Source organism: Flexibacter flexilis DSM 6793, from assembly GCF_900112255.1.
In the GTDB taxonomy this organism is placed as follows: domain Bacteria; phylum Bacteroidota; class Bacteroidia; order Cytophagales; family Flexibacteraceae; genus Flexibacter; species Flexibacter flexilis.
Window position 1 is genome coordinate 683,662 of sequence record NZ_FOLE01000001.1, and the last position, 14,638, is coordinate 698,299.

General features: G+C 39.0%; 15 protein-coding genes. 7 read left to right on the forward strand and 8 right to left on the reverse strand.

The window, feature by feature from the left end; all coding sequences use genetic code 11:
- Position 1 precedes the first annotated feature (1 nt).
- The 4 genes from BM090_RS02995 to BM090_RS03010 form a co-directional block, all read right to left on the reverse strand.
- Complete coding sequence (locus tag BM090_RS02995; protein WP_091507077.1) at positions 2-1,081, reverse strand: efflux RND transporter periplasmic adaptor subunit; 1,080 nt, start codon at positions 1,079-1,081, stop codon at positions 2-4.
- 2 nt (positions 1,082-1,083) lie between these two features.
- Positions 1,084-2,325, reverse strand: coding sequence for a TolC family protein (locus BM090_RS03000; RefSeq protein ID WP_245756670.1), 1,242 nt, complete (start codon positions 2,323-2,325; stop codon positions 1,084-1,086).
- A gap of 95 nt (positions 2,326-2,420) precedes the next feature.
- The gene (locus BM090_RS03005; protein WP_091507084.1) at positions 2,421-3,770 is read right to left on the reverse strand and encodes a HAMP domain-containing sensor histidine kinase; all 1,350 of its coding nucleotides are present in this window, start codon (positions 3,768-3,770) and stop codon (positions 2,421-2,423) included.
- Positions 3,771-4,448 carry a response regulator transcription factor gene (locus tag BM090_RS03010; protein WP_091507087.1) on the reverse strand — a complete coding sequence of 226 codons (678 nt, stop codon included), beginning with the start codon at positions 4,446-4,448 and terminating at the stop codon, positions 3,771-3,773. It abuts the gene before it with no gap.
- 190 nt (positions 4,449-4,638) lie between these two features.
- Between BM090_RS03010 and BM090_RS03015 the strand changes: the two genes are divergently transcribed.
- From BM090_RS03015 to BM090_RS03025, 3 genes are all read left to right on the forward strand, one after another.
- Entirely contained in the window at positions 4,639-5,238 is a 600-nt protein-coding gene (locus BM090_RS03015; RefSeq protein ID WP_091507091.1) for a penicillin-binding protein activator LpoB, read from the forward strand.
- Positions 5,239-5,350: 112 nt separating this feature from the next.
- The gene (locus tag BM090_RS03020) at positions 5,351-6,763 is read left to right on the forward strand and encodes a COG3014 family protein (protein WP_091507095.1); all 1,413 of its coding nucleotides are present in this window, start codon (positions 5,351-5,353) and stop codon (positions 6,761-6,763) included.
- A gap of 80 nt (positions 6,764-6,843) precedes the next feature.
- The gene (locus BM090_RS03025) at positions 6,844-7,149 is read left to right on the forward strand and encodes a PLDc N-terminal domain-containing protein (RefSeq protein ID WP_143083848.1); all 306 of its coding nucleotides are present in this window, start codon (positions 6,844-6,846) and stop codon (positions 7,147-7,149) included.
- 90 nt (positions 7,150-7,239) lie between these two features.
- On the opposite strand, the gene murA is transcribed toward BM090_RS03025, so the two are convergent.
- The gene (gene murA / locus BM090_RS03030; RefSeq protein ID WP_091507102.1) at positions 7,240-8,544 is read right to left on the reverse strand and encodes a UDP-N-acetylglucosamine 1-carboxyvinyltransferase; all 1,305 of its coding nucleotides are present in this window, start codon (positions 8,542-8,544) and stop codon (positions 7,240-7,242) included.
- 77 nt (positions 8,545-8,621) lie between these two features.
- Positions 8,622-9,317, reverse strand: coding sequence for a DUF4290 domain-containing protein (locus tag BM090_RS03035; RefSeq protein WP_091507105.1), 696 nt, complete (start codon positions 9,315-9,317; stop codon positions 8,622-8,624).
- A 177-nt stretch (positions 9,318-9,494) separates the two neighbouring features.
- On the opposite strand from BM090_RS03035, the gene rbfA reads away from it, so the two are divergent.
- Both rbfA and recF read left to right on the forward strand, forming a co-directional pair.
- The gene (gene rbfA / locus BM090_RS03040) at positions 9,495-9,896 is read left to right on the forward strand and encodes a 30S ribosome-binding factor RbfA (RefSeq protein WP_091507107.1); all 402 of its coding nucleotides are present in this window, start codon (positions 9,495-9,497) and stop codon (positions 9,894-9,896) included.
- Between the two features lie 21 nt (positions 9,897-9,917).
- Complete coding sequence (gene recF, locus BM090_RS03045) at positions 9,918-11,027, forward strand: DNA replication/repair protein RecF (RefSeq protein ID WP_091507110.1); 1,110 nt, start codon at positions 9,918-9,920, stop codon at positions 11,025-11,027.
- Positions 11,028-11,299: 272 nt separating this feature from the next.
- Here the strand turns inward: recF and BM090_RS03050 are convergent, their stop codons facing one another.
- On the reverse strand, positions 11,300-11,866 hold the full coding sequence (locus BM090_RS03050) for a 50S ribosomal protein L25/general stress protein Ctc (RefSeq protein ID WP_091507112.1): 567 nt from the start codon (positions 11,864-11,866) through the stop codon (positions 11,300-11,302).
- A 66-nt stretch (positions 11,867-11,932) separates the two neighbouring features.
- Entirely contained in the window at positions 11,933-12,859 is a 927-nt protein-coding gene (locus tag BM090_RS03055; protein WP_091507115.1) for a ribose-phosphate pyrophosphokinase, read from the reverse strand.
- A 413-nt stretch (positions 12,860-13,272) separates the two neighbouring features.
- On the opposite strand from BM090_RS03055, the gene BM090_RS03060 reads away from it, so the two are divergent.
- Positions 13,273-14,016 (forward strand): tetratricopeptide repeat protein, encoded by a 744-nt coding sequence (locus tag BM090_RS03060; RefSeq protein WP_091507118.1) that lies wholly within the window; start codon positions 13,273-13,275, stop codon positions 14,014-14,016.
- A gap of 115 nt (positions 14,017-14,131) precedes the next feature.
- Positions 14,132-14,611 carry a 6,7-dimethyl-8-ribityllumazine synthase gene (gene ribH, locus BM090_RS03065; RefSeq protein ID WP_091507121.1) on the forward strand — a complete coding sequence of 160 codons (480 nt, stop codon included), beginning with the start codon at positions 14,132-14,134 and terminating at the stop codon, positions 14,609-14,611.
- Positions 14,612-14,638 lie beyond the last annotated feature (27 nt).

Consider the following 14,638-nt stretch of genomic DNA (forward strand, 5'->3'; position numbering starts at 1 on the left):
CTTAGTCATTTAGCGCATCGTATATTAGCAATTGATTAGCAGTTATTACCTGCTCTCCCTCCTTTAAACCAGAAGAAATATAAGTAGTATTACCAAGCTGTCTGAATACTTCTACTTGCTTTGTAGTTATATTATTTCTGTCCTTAAATATCATTACAAAATTTTTGCTTTTATCAAAAATAATAGCAGCAGAAGGAACTGCAATCATTTGGTCATTATCTGTATAAGACAATTTAATATTTGCGCGCATTTCTGGCTTCAACAGAAATTTATTATTATGTAATTTAATCCGTACTTTCATGGATTTTGTTTCGGGATCAATTACACTATAAATTTTATCTACTTTTCCATAAAAAATGCTATCAGGATAACTCAAAGTTGTTACAGAAGCATCTATCCCAAGTTTAATTTGACTGATGTCTGTTTCGTTTACATTCGCAATTGCCCAAACGTCATTTATTTCGGCTATATCAAAAATATTATCCGTTTTATCACTTCTTAAAAGCATATTTTGGTTAATATTTTTCTGAATAATAAAACCATCTATCGGCGAACGAACCTCATAAATTGCACCCTTTTTAAGGTTATAAATTTTGTATGTTTCGCTAATACGTTGCAAATGTGCTTCGGCTTTTTGCAACTGGCTTTTTGCTTCCAATAATTCTTGTTCAGTATTCAAATTTCCTTCAACAAGGTCTTGCACCACTTTCAAATTATTTTTGGCAACTACCACATCATTTTTGGCATCTTCCATTTCGTTTTCAAAGCCTGCCACTTCCATACTGCGAATCAGAGCCAATACTTTTCCTTTTTGTACATAGTCGCCCAATTCCACAAAAACTTGTGTTACATTTCCGCCTACAACAGGAAATACTTCAATCAGTTTATTGTTGTCTGCGGTTATTTTTCCGTAATAATTGAGTTCATTTTTCAGGTTTTCATATTTGGCTTTTTCGACTTTTGTAGTAGCCAACATTTTACTACTCAACACAAAAGTTTGACTCATTTGCTCTGGTTGTTCTTGTTTTTTGCACGAAAAAAGCAAAAGCAACACTGATAAGGATAAAAATATATTTTTCATGATTAGAATATTTTTTCGTTGGCTAAAAAGTTGATATTTTCACCAGATACAACTATATTTTTCTTCATTTCGTTGAAAGATACAATTGTCTGATTATAGCTTTCCATAAAGTCCGTAAATTCAATTAAAGACACATTTTTCTTATGAAAATTATACAAAAATCCTTCATATACTTTTTGCATATTTTGAGTAACATTTACAGAAAATTGGTGGTATAAATTGCGTTGCTGCTGCAAAATTTCATACGAAGTTTGTATGCCATATTTCAACTCTTGCAATTTTTGTTCTTTAAGTGTTTTGCTTTGCATTACCTGTACTTTAGCAGCCTGAATATTTCCTTTATTTTGATTCCATAGCGGCAACGGGATTCCGAATGTTAAGCCCACTTGGTTATTAAATGCGCCTCCTCTTTGATCGTAAGCAGCTCCTATATTAAGGTCTGGAACAGCCATAGATTTTTGCCATTTAAGCATTAGTTCATTGCTTTCTGCTACTTTTTGATAATACAAATAGTCTGTATTTTTTTCAACGGCTAACTGTTCTATATTGCTCACATTAGGCATAGGTTTGTTTAAGAGTGTAGCCATATTATTGGTGTCTGAAATAATGGGAATAATCGGACTTTCAGCACTTGTAAGAAGTCTTAAATTTTGTTGTTCTTGCAATATATTTTTATCTATTTCCATTAGTTCATTTTTAAGTGAAATAGACAAAGATTGCAGTCTGACCAAGTCTTTTAGCGGGATATTTCCTTTGCTTACTTGCGTCTCATAAGCCTTTGTAAGGCTGTCAATACTATTTATTTGTGTACGAATACTATTTGCTTTTATTTGATCGTAGTAAATAGTATAAAAACTTTGTGCAAGTTGAAATTTAAGGCTTCTTAACAGTTGTTCGTATTGCAATTCTGACAAAATAATATTCGATTTTGCAAAAGCAACTTCATTTCTTTTTTTGCCACCAAGATAAATAAGTTGTTGAATAGCAAAAGACTTTTGTCCATTTTTTCCTGCATCAAAATAGCGATTATCTGCGGGGTTGATGGCATTTATTTCGCCCGAAAAATATGGCTGTTCCCATATTTTTGCTTGAATAAGTGCCGCTTTGCTGGCATCTATATTATACTGCTCTGCAAGCAAATACAAATTATTTTTTTGCAGCAACTCTTCGCACTGTGTAACAGTGAGTTGCTGCTGTGCCGACAAATTATTTTTTAAAAAAAATAATAAAAATAACAATACCAAGTACCTTCTCATTTGACTTTTGTTTGATGAGTGCAAATGAAATAGGCTATCCTTTAAAGCCGCTTAAATTGACGTTAAAAAAGCCTTAATTGAGATTAAAATATAATTAAAAACTGATTTACAGCATCTTCTGAGGTATATCGGATAGAAAAATCATAAACATTAAGGATTCGTTGCACTATGCGCAAGCCCAAACCCGACCCCACTTTACCTTTTGCGTTCGCGCCACGTACAAACGGCTGGAAGATTTTCTGCTGCTCTTCGGCACTGAGCAATGCCCCCGTATTGCTTACCGACACCCAAAGGTGGCTATTTTGTTCCCACACTTTTAAATTAACTTGCTGGTTATCAGAGTATAAATAAGCATTGCGCAGCAAGTTATTAAATGCAATTTCTAATAAACTGGGGTTGCAACTTACTTCCAATAGCGTATCTAAATTCGCAGAATTTTCCACGTCAAGGTTTACCTTTATGTCTTTAAATTGCGCATAAACTTTCTCTATGCTTTCAAAAATAGCCTCATCAACGCGTACTTTTTGTTTTTCTTCTTTCTTAATTATATCTATTTTAGAAAGAATAAGAAGCGAATGAATTAAATCATTTATTTGATTTATATTTTCGGTAATATTATCAATAAAATGAACTGTTTTTTCGTCTGTTTTTACCTTATAATTATTCAATTGAGCTAGCACACGTGCAAGCGGTGTTCGGAGTTCGTGTGATGCGTGTGCCGTAAATTCTTTTTGGCGTTGATAGGCTGCTTCTATCCTACCCATCATAAAATTAAATTCTTTTCCAAGTAAATCTATTTCGTTTTTACTATTTTCTCTTACTACTAATCTTGTTTCAAGATTACTTCCGTTTATTTTACTTATTTTTTTGTATAAATAATCCAGAGGAGAAATTTGTTTTTTAATTACATAAAATGTTAGTATCCAACCAAGTAAAGAAACAATAGAATAAGTAATTAGCATAAGGTAATTTAAAAAAGCTATTTTACGTTTTCCATAATTATCATTAGCCGAAATTAAAGCAAAAAAATCTTTATAATTACTATCATAATACACGCCATATACTTCATATTCTCCATCCTTTTTAAAAAAAGTTTTATATTTTTTTAAATAATCCAAATCGGCGCGTGTCCAGTTGATTCGTGTATCGTCTAAACTACTATAAATCAGGTTATAATTTTCATCAAAAACCAACGTTTTTTCATTGTAAAGATGATTGATAGTATTTTGATCTATTACTTTAAGTGTCTGATAATCTACACTCTGAACTTCTATCAAAAGCTTAAGCGTTGTTTTGGCTTTTTCCTTCAAACGCTCTTTAAACTCTTCTTTTCTAAAGTCGGAATAAATAACAATAATTACGGCAGCTGCAACGCCAAAAAGTGCCGTAAAAAGAAGACTAATATAAATAGAAGTTTTGAGTTTGATTGTCATTTATTCTGCTCTTAAGTAATAACCAAAACCAATTTTTGTATGTATTAATTTATTTTCGTGGCCTTTATCTATTTTATTTCTCAAAAAATTGATATAAACCTCTATCGTATTTTGATTTGTTTCTACGTGATAATCCCACAAAGAATCTGCAATAGTTTGTTTAGAAACAATGCGTCCTTTGGCCTCAGCTAAAATACAAAGTAATTTAAATTCTTTTGCTGTCAGTGAAATAGTAGAATCTGCACGCTTTACCAATTTTTCATCAATATTCATGAACAAATCACCAACCGTAATAATATTATTTTCGGCTTGCAATGTATCTTTTCTGCGCAAAATTACTTTGATACGCGCATATAATTCTTCCAAATGAAATGGTTTTACCAAATAGTCGTCTGCACCCGAACCAAAAGCATCTATTTTATCGTCCAACTCGCCATAAGCAGTAAGCATAATAATCGGCGTATTTTGATCTGCTTCTCTGATTTTGCGGCACACATCCAAGCCATTCATTTTAGGGACATTTATATCCAATAAAAAGACATCATAATGCTGTTTTTTATATTGCCTAAAAAATAAATCGCCGTCAAAAACAGTATCGCATTCTATTCCTTTTGCCACCAAAAAATCTTTAATTTCTTGAGAAAGCGTAAAATCATCTTCTAAAAATAAAATATTCATATAAAATTAAATAATTTTGTTTGATTTGTAACAGAATTAGTAACGAAAGTATTTTCAGAAAATTGGCATCAAATTTGTAAACGGCTTCTATAAATCTAAAATTGGCTGTTTCGGTGCTATTTTTTTAGCTTTTGAATCAATTATATACTTTCTTGCACAAAATAAGCGTAATCACATTTGATATAAAATTATGAAAAATCTATTAGTTAAAGCCCAAATTTTGGTAGTTGCTTCGTTTTTAGCCTTTGGTTGTACCCCCGTACCACAGCATAGTGTTACGCGCATCGACCCCAACCAACAAACCGACCTGAGCGGTCGTTGGAACGATACAGATTCACGATTGGTTGCGGAGGAAATGTCCAAAGACGCACTTGGGCGTGCTTGGCGCGGCAATTTCGTTAATTCTCGCAAGAAAAACCCAACCGTAATAGTAGGCATTATTACCAACAAAAGCCACGAACATATTGAAGCAGAGACTTTTATAAAAGATATTCAACGCGAATTTATCAATTCTGGCCTTGTGCGCGTGGTGCAAAATAGCGAATTGCGCGAGGCTTTGCGCAAAGAACGTGGCGACCAACAACAATTTGCTTCGCCCGAAACCCAAAAGAAATTTGGTCGCGAATTGGGCGCAGATTACATGATTTTCGGGACAATTAACTCCATCGTGGACACTTACCAAAGCAAAAAAGTAGTGTACTATCAAGTAAATTTGGAGTTGGCCGATCTGGAAACCAACGAATTAGTTTGGATTGGTGAGAAAAAAATTAAAAAATTCATCAACAACTAAGCTAATCGCAAACGATTACAAAGCCATTTTTCTACAAGCCATTTGCAGAAGAATGGCTTTATTTTTCAGAAAAATTTAGTCCAGCCGCAAGTACATAGATTGGAGCAAAGCCATGACACGTAAAATACTGTTATCCAGTTTTATTTTAATATTTTTGGGAGGTTTAAGTTCTTGCCTTACTTATTACCAACTCAATCTACAATTCGAACGCGCTTTTGAGCAAGGCCGCATCGAGGAAGCCGACCGCCTTTTGTCTTCCAACAAAAAAATGAAACGCAAACGCGAACTGGTACTTTACAACCTCAACAAAGGTACAACACTCTCACTTTTAGGTAATTACGATAGCAGTAACGTTTATTTTGAGAATGCCTATCGCATGGCCGACGAATATCATATCAATTACGGCAATGAAGCGTTGGCACTGCTCACCAACCCTAATATGACCGAGTACCGCCTCGAAAACAATGAGGTGCTGATGAATTTGTACTACAAAGCCCTAAATTATTTGAAATTGGGCGACAAAGAAGCGGCTTTAGTAGAATGTAAACGCCTGAATATCAAAATAAATCAACTTTCGGATAAATATAAATCCGACAAAAAATTTAAGCGTGATGCCTTTATTCATTTGCTCATGGGCTTGATTTATGATGCCAATTACGACTATAACAATGCTTTTATTGCCTATCGGAATGCTTACGAAATTTATTCGGACGACTACGCCAAACTTTTTGGTATGGCTGCTCCCGACCAACTCAAACAAGACCTGATTCGTACAGCTTACCAAACGGGTTTCAAACAAGATGCCCAACGATACGAAAAGCAATTTGGTATCAAATACAAACCATTACCCAAAGGAACTGGCGATGTTATTTTCTTGTGGCACAATGGTTTGGGGCCTATCAAAAGTGAATGGAGTATCAATTTTAATATCGTGCGCGGGCAAGGCGGGCAAGTATTTTTTGCAAACGAACAGATGGGCTTTAGTTTTCCGTTTTTTTTGGAAGAACAAGACAAAGACAAAAGCAATGGCTTGGCGGCGATGGAGTTTATACGCGTCGCTTTTCCGAAATATGTAGAACGCCCATTGGTGTTCGGGCAAGCGAGTTTATCAGCTAATAATCAAACGTTTAACTTGCAATTATTGGAAGATGTAAATGCTGTTTCGTTGCGTTGCCTACAAGACCGAATGCTTTTTGAGATGGGCAAATCGCTGCTGCGCATGGGCTTGAAAAAACTTTCGGAATATCAGTTAAGAAAGAAAAACGACGGTGTAGGCGCAGCCATTGGCGCGTTTAATGCCCTTACCGAAAAAGCCGACACGCGCAACTGGCAAACTGTACCGCATAGCATTTATTACGCGCGGGTTACGCTGCCCAAAGGCCCACAAAAAGTAACATTTTCAGCACAAAGTCGGCGCGGCGGGCAGCCATTTACACATGAATTTAACTTTAATGTACCCGACAACGGCATGATATTTCACACACACCAAAACCTTGATTTTGTACCCGTGAACTTGTACCGATAAAGCCTTATTTTTTATTTATACCAAATCCTATTTACATTTATTCAATATAATTACATTTATTCCTCCCCTCCCCTATTCTTATGAAAAATTTAACTTTATTTCTGACCAAACGTAGTTTTGTTACACTCATTGGACTAAATATTGTCCTCAGTATGGCCGCAACATTGCTTCGCATCAATCATGTAGCAGGAACAAATGCGCTATATATACTGGCTATGTTTTTACAAGTTCTAACGCTCGGATTAGCGATATACGATGTTAGCTCTCGTAATCTTCGCAGGAAGAATTTGTGGTATTTTATTTTATTGTTTTTGCCACAATTTGGCGTACTAATTTACCTCATGCGCCGCGACGTTGAAACGCAACAAGGCAGACAATCAATTTAATATTTTTCTTTTATCACAATAATAAAAACGACTACGCGATTTGTTTCGGTAGTCGTTTTTATTTTATCTAAACACAAGAAAATCAGAATATTACAGGCGACGGATTTTTGCACCAAGTGCGTTAAGTCGTTGGTCAATGTATTGGTAACCTCTGTCGATTTGCTCTACATTGTCGATGATACTCGTGCCTTCTGCCGAAAGTGCCGCGATGAGCAAAGCCACCCCCGCGCGAATATCGGGCGAAGTCATGCGGATACCACGCAAAGGCACGCGACGATCAAGACCAATCACCGTAGCGCGATGCGGGTCGCAAAGGATAATTTGTGCGCCCATGTCAATGAGTTTATCCACGAAAAACAAACGGCTTTCAAACATTTTTTGGTGAATAAGAACCGTTCCTTTGGCTTGCGTGGCCGTTACCAACACGATACTGAGCAAGTCGGGCGTAAAACCCGGCCAAGGCGCGTCGGCGATGGTCAGCGTAGAACCGTCGATAAACGTTTCTAACTCATATTTGTATTGTTGTGGAATAAAAATATCGTCGCCTTTGATTTCGATTTTGATACCCATGCGTCCAAAGATTTCGGGAATAATGCCCAATTCTTTTACAGCCGCATTTTTAATCGTAATTTCAGAGCCTGTCATAGCAGCCAAGCCAATGAAACTACCGATTTCAATCATGTCGGGCAACATTCTGTGTTCCGTTCCGCCCAAAGCTTCTACCCCTTCGATGGTGAGCAAGTTCGAGCCAATACCCGAAATTTTCGCGCCCATCGAATTGAGCATTTTGCAAAGTTGCTGAATGTACGGTTCGCAAGCCGCATTGTAAATGGTAGTCGTGCCTTTGGCCAACACAGCAGCCATCAGGATATTAGCCGTACCCGTTACGCTGGCCTCATCCAACAACATATACGTTCCTTGCAAATGGCTGCCATCTATATAAAAGAAGCCATCTTTAGAATTGTAGTTGAATTTTGCGCCCAATTTTTCCAAGCCCAAAAAGTGCGTGTCCAAACGACGACGACCGATTTTGTCGCCTCCTGGTTTGGGAATACGTGCCTGACCAAAACGCGCCAACAATGGCCCCAAAATCATAATTGAGCCACGTAAAGCGGTTGCTTCTTTGGCAAATTCTGGACTTTCCATATATGCCAAATCCACGTCTTTGGCCTCGAAGCGGTACGAATCAGCGGAAAGTTTCTCGACTTTCGCGCCCAAATGCCCTATCAACTCAATGAGTTTATTTACGTCCCGAATGTCGGGGATGTTGTGTATCGTAACAGGCTCAGGCGTAAGTAAGACCGCACAAATAATTTGTAGTGCCTCATTCTTAGCACCTTGTGGCACGATTTCGCCTTGTAGGCGTGTGCCGCCAATAATTTCAAAAGAAGCCATTTAGACCAAAAAATTGATAGTTTGATGTAGAATATATTTGTTTCAGTGGAATTGCTGTGTAGCAATCTTATGCGCAACTATTTACGTTTGTTGCGGTGGTCGTTGTTATTGTTGTTGTTTTTGCGTCCGTTGTGGCCAGCCTGATGTTTGCGTTGTTGGTGGTTGCGGTTAGAGTAACTGCCACCCGAAACATATTTTGGCTTGTCCATATCGAACAATCTTTCGCGTTGCACTTGTTCGAGCGTAAGCGTCAGCACGCCTTCGGACATGTGCTCCAATTGTTCCAAAATCACGGCATCTTCAATGCTTTCTTTATTCCAAGTTTTGTAGAACATTTTCATGAGCTTACCTACTGCCACGGCTGCGGCTTTACGCTCTTCTTCTGTCTCTAACTGCTTGGCTTTCTGAATCATAGATTCTACCGTGCGACCATAATGTTTGTAACGAATACGTCCAGACGGATAACTCATGCGTTCGGGGCGTTTGAACAAAACATCTGTTTCGGGCTTAGGGTACGGACAATCTACGTCCAGACGGAAACCCGAAATTATGAACAAATCGTCCCAAAGTTTTTGGGTATAATCTTGCGTATTTTCTTGAACACTGGGGTTGAGTTGGCGCATGAGTTCGATAGCCGTGCGAGCCAATCGGTTGCGTTTGTCGCGGTCGGGCGTTTCTACGATGCTATCTACCAAATTCTGAATATTACGGCCATATTCTTTGAGCGTAATATCTTTCTCTGCGTTATAATAATTGAATTTTGCTTCTGTCATATTTGTTTTACAGAAAAAAAGGAAAACATGAGTTGCAACTTTTGTACAGGCAACACCCTGCAAAGGTGCAAAGTTTTATTTATCAAACCAATAGCCGCAAGCATACGAATTTTAACCCATAAGCCCACATTATTGGGAATTATCCGCTAAATTTGCGGCCAATTCAAGAAGAAGACAATGGAAACCCAAAGACAACAAAAATACGCCCGTCTGCTCCAACGCGATTTGGGCGAGATTTTCCAACGCGATGCCAAACATCATTTCGGGGGTGCGTTCATTACCGTTACGAAAGTGCGCGTAAGCCCAGATTTGAGTGTTGTATATGTATATTTGAGCTTTTTGCTGGCCAAAAATCCGCAATTATTGCTGGCCGAAATCAACGAAAAAAACAAGATTATTCGCCAAGAATTGGCCAAACGCATCCGTAACCAAGTGCGTATTGTGCCCGAATTGCGTTTTTATGTGGACGACACTGCCGAAGAAGCTGCACGCATCGAAAAACTATTGGAAATGGTGAAAAAACCATCGGAAAACGCTTCCAAACTCACTTACGAGGAAGAAGACGAAACAGAAGAATAACCAACAAGCCTCTGACAATCAATGTATCTGGAGTCGCTGGAGTTATTGTATTTCAAAAATTATGAGGAATGTCGGCTTTCGTTTTCGCCACACATCAACTGCTTGACAGGCGAAAACGGAAGCGGCAAAACCAACCTCTTAGATGCCATTTATTATCTTTCACTGACCAAAAGTGCCTTTCATAAAACCGACTTGCCCAACATCAGGCAAGGTCACGATTTTTTTATGATTCACGGCGACTTTGTGGATACTGCCCAAAAACACGCCGTTCGGTGTGCGTATAGCCTTGTCGAAAAAAAAATACTTTCCTGTAACACAATTCCTTACGAGAGAATTACGGAACATATTGGCCGCTTTCCTGTGGTGCTTATCGCCCCCGACGACACGCAAGTAATCCGCGAAGGCAGCGAGGAACGTCGCAAATTTTTTGATGGCATCATTGCCCAAACCGACAACCATTATTTGCATAACCTGCTGGCTTACAATCATTATTTGTTGCAAAGAAATAGTTTGCTCAAGCAGTTTGCCGAACGTCATTATTTTGACCGCGATTTGCTCGAAGCCTATTCCGCACCGCTGCTGGAGCTGGCGGAAAAAATTTATCACAAACGACAAGATTTTTTACAAAAATTCGAACCACTTTTCCAAAAACATTACGCACGTCTCACGCAAAGCCGTGAAATTGTGCGCCTTAGCTACGAGTCGCAATGGCAAGCCGAAAACCCAACCACCGATTTTTGGGCGGCACTGGGCAAAGATGCGCAGTTGCAACGCAGCACGCACGGCATACATCGCGACGATTACGTTTTTCAGATAAATGATTTTTCGTTGAAAAAATACGGCTCACAAGGCCAACAAAAATCGTATTTGATTGCGCTCAAACTCGCGCAGTTTGAGGCCATCGAAGCGGCCACAGGCCACAAACCAATTTTGTTGTTGGACGATATTTTTGACAAGCTCGACGAGTTGCGCATCGGGCAACTGCTGCAAATGGTGGCTGATTCGTTTTTTGGTCAAATTTTCATCACCGACGCACGCCCCGAACGAAGCCGCGCATTGCTGGCACATTTGGGCGAAAAAGCGCGTTTTTTTGGCGTACACGAAGGTTTTGTCCAAGGAGAGAATTTATAAAACAGTAGAAATCATTTGTAATTAATGGTGTAAAACAATCCCAATTCAGGTAATTGAAGATGTCACGCCTACGGCGTTTTTTCGTCCCCAAATACTTATTACTACAAAGATTACCAAGCCTAAAGGCTTTGGGATGAAGCCCAATAAATCCGTAAGGATTGAAATCTTTATAGCAAAATCAACCTATTCTTTACTTTCCCCAATCACTCCAAAATAAAAAAGCAGCCTCCGAAGAAGCTGCTTTTTTTGACAAATATTTACAAATGTGAAAATTATTGTCTTGCTGCGTTTTTGAGGGCACGAGGAATTTCGATGCTCACCACAGGAATGTTTGGAGCGTTCAAAATTGCGAAGCCTTCCGCTTTCACTTGACCAACTTTGATCGTTTTACCCAAATCCAAAGCCGAAACATCTACTGTTACGAAATCTGGAAGAGCTGCTGGCAAAGCTTTTACAGTCAATTTACGAAGTTTTACAGAAAGTTTACCACCTTTTTGTACACCTACTGAAGTTCCTTCTACTCTTACAGGCACGTTCATTTTTACTTCTTTCGCTGGGTCAAGAACCAAGAAGTCAGCGTGAAGAATCATGTCGTTAACTGGATGGAACTGAATGTCTTGAAGGATTGCATCAAACAATTTGCCTTCTACGTTAAGACTTACAGTGTAAGCGTTTGGCGTGTAAACCAAGTCACGGAACAAGATAGCAGGCACATAGAAGTGTACTTGTTCGTTACCGCCGTACAATACGCATGGAACATTGCTTTCAAGGCGTAAAGCTTTGGCTTCTGTTTTGCCGAGATTTGCTCTTTTAAACCCTATAATCTCTACTGATTTCATTAGAATTTTGTTAAAATAAGATTGAAAATATATAAATAAAGTTTCACAACTTTCACTTTTGGAATGTTACAGGAACAACGAGCTAATAGATTCGTGTCCGTGTACGCGTTTGATCGCTTCTGCGAAAAGTTCGCCCACTGTCAGCACTTTTATTTTGCTCGACTCGCGGCGAAGCGGAATCGTATCTGTTACGGCCAAAGACTCAAGGGCTGAATTTTCGATATTTTCGTAAGCCTTACCCGACAAAAGCGCATGTGTACAAATGGCTCTTACGGATTTAGCACCCTTGTCTCTGAGAATTTCGGCGGCTTTGCAAAGCGTACCAGCCGTATCTACCATATCATCTACCAAAATTACGTCTGCACCTTCTACATCACCGATTACTTGCATCGAAGCGATTTCGTTGGCGCGTTTGCGATGTTTGTCGCACACAACCATTTCCACAGCAAAATGCTTGGCAAAGTTACGAGCACGAGCCACACCTCCTACGTCTGGGGCTGCAAAGATAAAATTATCTAGTTTCAGCGAGTTAACGTAAGGGAAAAAAACTGCCGAACCGTCCAGATGATCCACAGGGAAATCAAAGAAACCCTGAATCTGACCCGCATGCAAATCGCAAGTCATCAGGCGGTCAGCACCAGCAGCCGAAAGCAAATTGGCTACTAATTTGGCAGCAATGGCTACACGAGGTTTGTCTTTGCGGTCTTGGCGAGCGTACCCAAAATAAGGCAACACTACCGTAACATACTTGGCGGAAGCTCTACGGGCTGCATCTATAAGCAAAAGCAGCTCCATGAGGTTGTCGGCGGGTGGAAAGGTGGACTGAATGATGAAAACATCTTCACCGCGCACCGATTCGTTAAAGTTAGGAGAGATTTCTCCGTCGTTGAACTTTTGAACAGTCAGAGCACCCAATGGTTGGCCATAAAATTGGGCGATTTTCTCTGATAAGTAGTGGGAAGCTGTTCCCGAAAAGATTTTGACAGAGGACATAACGCAACTTGTGAGTTTGAGCCGCAAAAGTATTTATTTTATCTGAACTTCACGTAACTGTTACCCAAAAAAGATAAAATATTTTTACAGAAAAGAATTATTATACACAAAAAGCATTTATTCATTTGATAACGAAGCATTTACAAGCAACATGAAATCGTTTGTATTATACCAAAACAATTCTTACGCGAAAGAATATAATTTCACCTACACTCAAAATAATTTTCGAGCAGGCTAACGTTTGCATAAAACACTCAAAATACTAGTAATCAAACATATACAATCAAAAAAGAAACAATAACATTCATGCAATTATTATTTGTATAAAAAAATGAACAGAAAAGCCCGCCCTAAAGGATTGTTTTTTTGGTGCTAATCCTTTAGTTTTGCGGTCTTTAAAATAAAATTCGCTCATGAAACTGGAAAAAACACCTAACGAAGAGGTAAACAAGCAAGCATCAACCGAGAACGACATATTCCCAACTGAACCAACTTTTATGGAAAATCCCGAAGTGCTTTCGGAGCGTTTCGAGAAAACAGAGGAATTTTTGGAGAAAAATAGAAATTTGGTAGGCGGTATTGCTGCTGGGGTGCTGGTAGTTGTAGCGGGGTTATTCTTCTTTTATAATTATAAGAAAACCCAAAACGAAGAAGCACAAAAAGAAATGTTCCAAGCCGTTTATGCTTTTGAAGCTGATTCATTGAAAAAAGCATTGCAAGGTGGCGGAACTGGCCAAGGCTTAGAAGCCATCGCCGACGAATATTCAGGAACTGATGCCGCTAATTTGGCAGAATTTTATATCGCAGTAGCTCAACTAAAACAAGGCAAATTAGATGAGGCTTTGGAAGCTATCGGCAAGTTTAGCAGCAAAGATGATTTGTTGCAAGCACGCGCCTACTGCATCACGGGTGATATTTATATGGAAAAAGGTAGCTTCTCGGAAGCTGAAGCCAACTACAAAAAAGCGGCTGACCTTGCTCCAAACAAATATCTTACACCAAACTATTTGCTTAAATTAGGTTTGGCACAAGAAAAACAAAACAACTTTGCAGGCGCGGCGCAAACTTACGCCACCGTAACAACAAAGTATTTTGATGCAGCAGAAGCAGCAGAAGCCAAAAAATATCAGGCTCGCGCTGAGCAAATGGCTCAATAATTCGGACTTTATACAAAAGTTTATATTCAAAAAAGGATTAGCTTCGTTGCTAATCCTTTTTGTTTTTTGGTAGCTTTGCCGCCACAAAATCCCATCACAAGAACTAAAAAAGAACATGGCCAGTAACCTCAAAAATCTTAGCCAATATTCAGAAAAAAATATCACGGAAGCCGTAAAAGACTACGTGTTTGGCATCGTGGTAGCCGAATGGAACAGCGAAGTAACCGAAGCCCTTTACAATGGCGCGGTAGAAACTTTACGCAAGTACGGAGTACCTGACAATCAGATTATTAGAAAAAATGTTCCAGGTAGTTTTGAACTTTCGTTGGGAGCGCAATGGCTCGCCGAGCAGAATGGCATTCACGCCGTTATTTGTTTGGGCTGCGTGATTCAGGGCGAAACGCGCCACTTCGATTTTATTTGCTCTGCCGTAGCGCATGGCGTTACGAACGTGTCGCTCAAATACAACAAACCTGTTATTTTTGGAGTGCTTACGCCTGACAATCAGCAACAAGCCCTCGACCGCGCAGGCGGAAAGCACGGCAACAAAGGCGACGAAGCTGCCGCCACTGCCGTAAAAATGCTTTGTTTCTAAAACAATGTAGTAGATACGCACAAGCTG

What these genes read in the sequence shown, in the direction of transcription:
- BM090_RS03055 (WP_091507115.1), bottom strand. Translation starts at nt 12,859, where the DNA reads ATGTCCTCTGTCAAAATCTTTTCGGGAACAGCTTCCCACTACTTATCA.
- rbfA (WP_091507107.1), top strand. Translation starts at nt 9,495, where the DNA reads ATGGAAACCCAAAGACAACAAAAATACGCCCGTCTGCTCCAACGCGAT.
- BM090_RS03010 (WP_091507087.1), bottom strand. Translation starts at nt 4,448, where the DNA reads ATGAATATTTTATTTTTAGAAGATGATTTTACGCTTTCTCAAGAAATT.
- BM090_RS03015 (WP_091507091.1), top strand. Translation starts at nt 4,639, where the DNA reads ATGAAAAATCTATTAGTTAAAGCCCAAATTTTGGTAGTTGCTTCGTTT.
- BM090_RS03035 (WP_091507105.1), bottom strand. Translation starts at nt 9,317, where the DNA reads ATGACAGAAGCAAAATTCAATTATTATAACGCAGAGAAAGATATTACG.
- BM090_RS03005 (WP_091507084.1), bottom strand. Translation starts at nt 3,770, where the DNA reads ATGACAATCAAACTCAAAACTTCTATTTATATTAGTCTTCTTTTTACG.
- murA (WP_091507102.1), bottom strand. Translation starts at nt 8,544, where the DNA reads ATGGCTTCTTTTGAAATTATTGGCGGCACACGCCTACAAGGCGAAATC.
- BM090_RS03020 (WP_091507095.1), top strand. Translation starts at nt 5,351, where the DNA reads ATGACACGTAAAATACTGTTATCCAGTTTTATTTTAATATTTTTGGGA.
- BM090_RS03060 (WP_091507118.1), top strand. Translation starts at nt 13,273, where the DNA reads ATGAAACTGGAAAAAACACCTAACGAAGAGGTAAACAAGCAAGCATCA.
- recF (WP_091507110.1), top strand. Translation starts at nt 9,918, where the DNA reads ATGTATCTGGAGTCGCTGGAGTTATTGTATTTCAAAAATTATGAGGAA.
- BM090_RS02995 (WP_091507077.1), bottom strand. Translation starts at nt 1,081, where the DNA reads ATGAAAAATATATTTTTATCCTTATCAGTGTTGCTTTTGCTTTTTTCG.
- ribH (WP_091507121.1), top strand. Translation starts at nt 14,132, where the DNA reads ATGGCCAGTAACCTCAAAAATCTTAGCCAATATTCAGAAAAAAATATC.
- BM090_RS03025 (WP_143083848.1), top strand. Translation starts at nt 6,844, where the DNA reads ATGAAAAATTTAACTTTATTTCTGACCAAACGTAGTTTTGTTACACTC.
- BM090_RS03050 (WP_091507112.1), bottom strand. Translation starts at nt 11,866, where the DNA reads ATGAAATCAGTAGAGATTATAGGGTTTAAAAGAGCAAATCTCGGCAAA.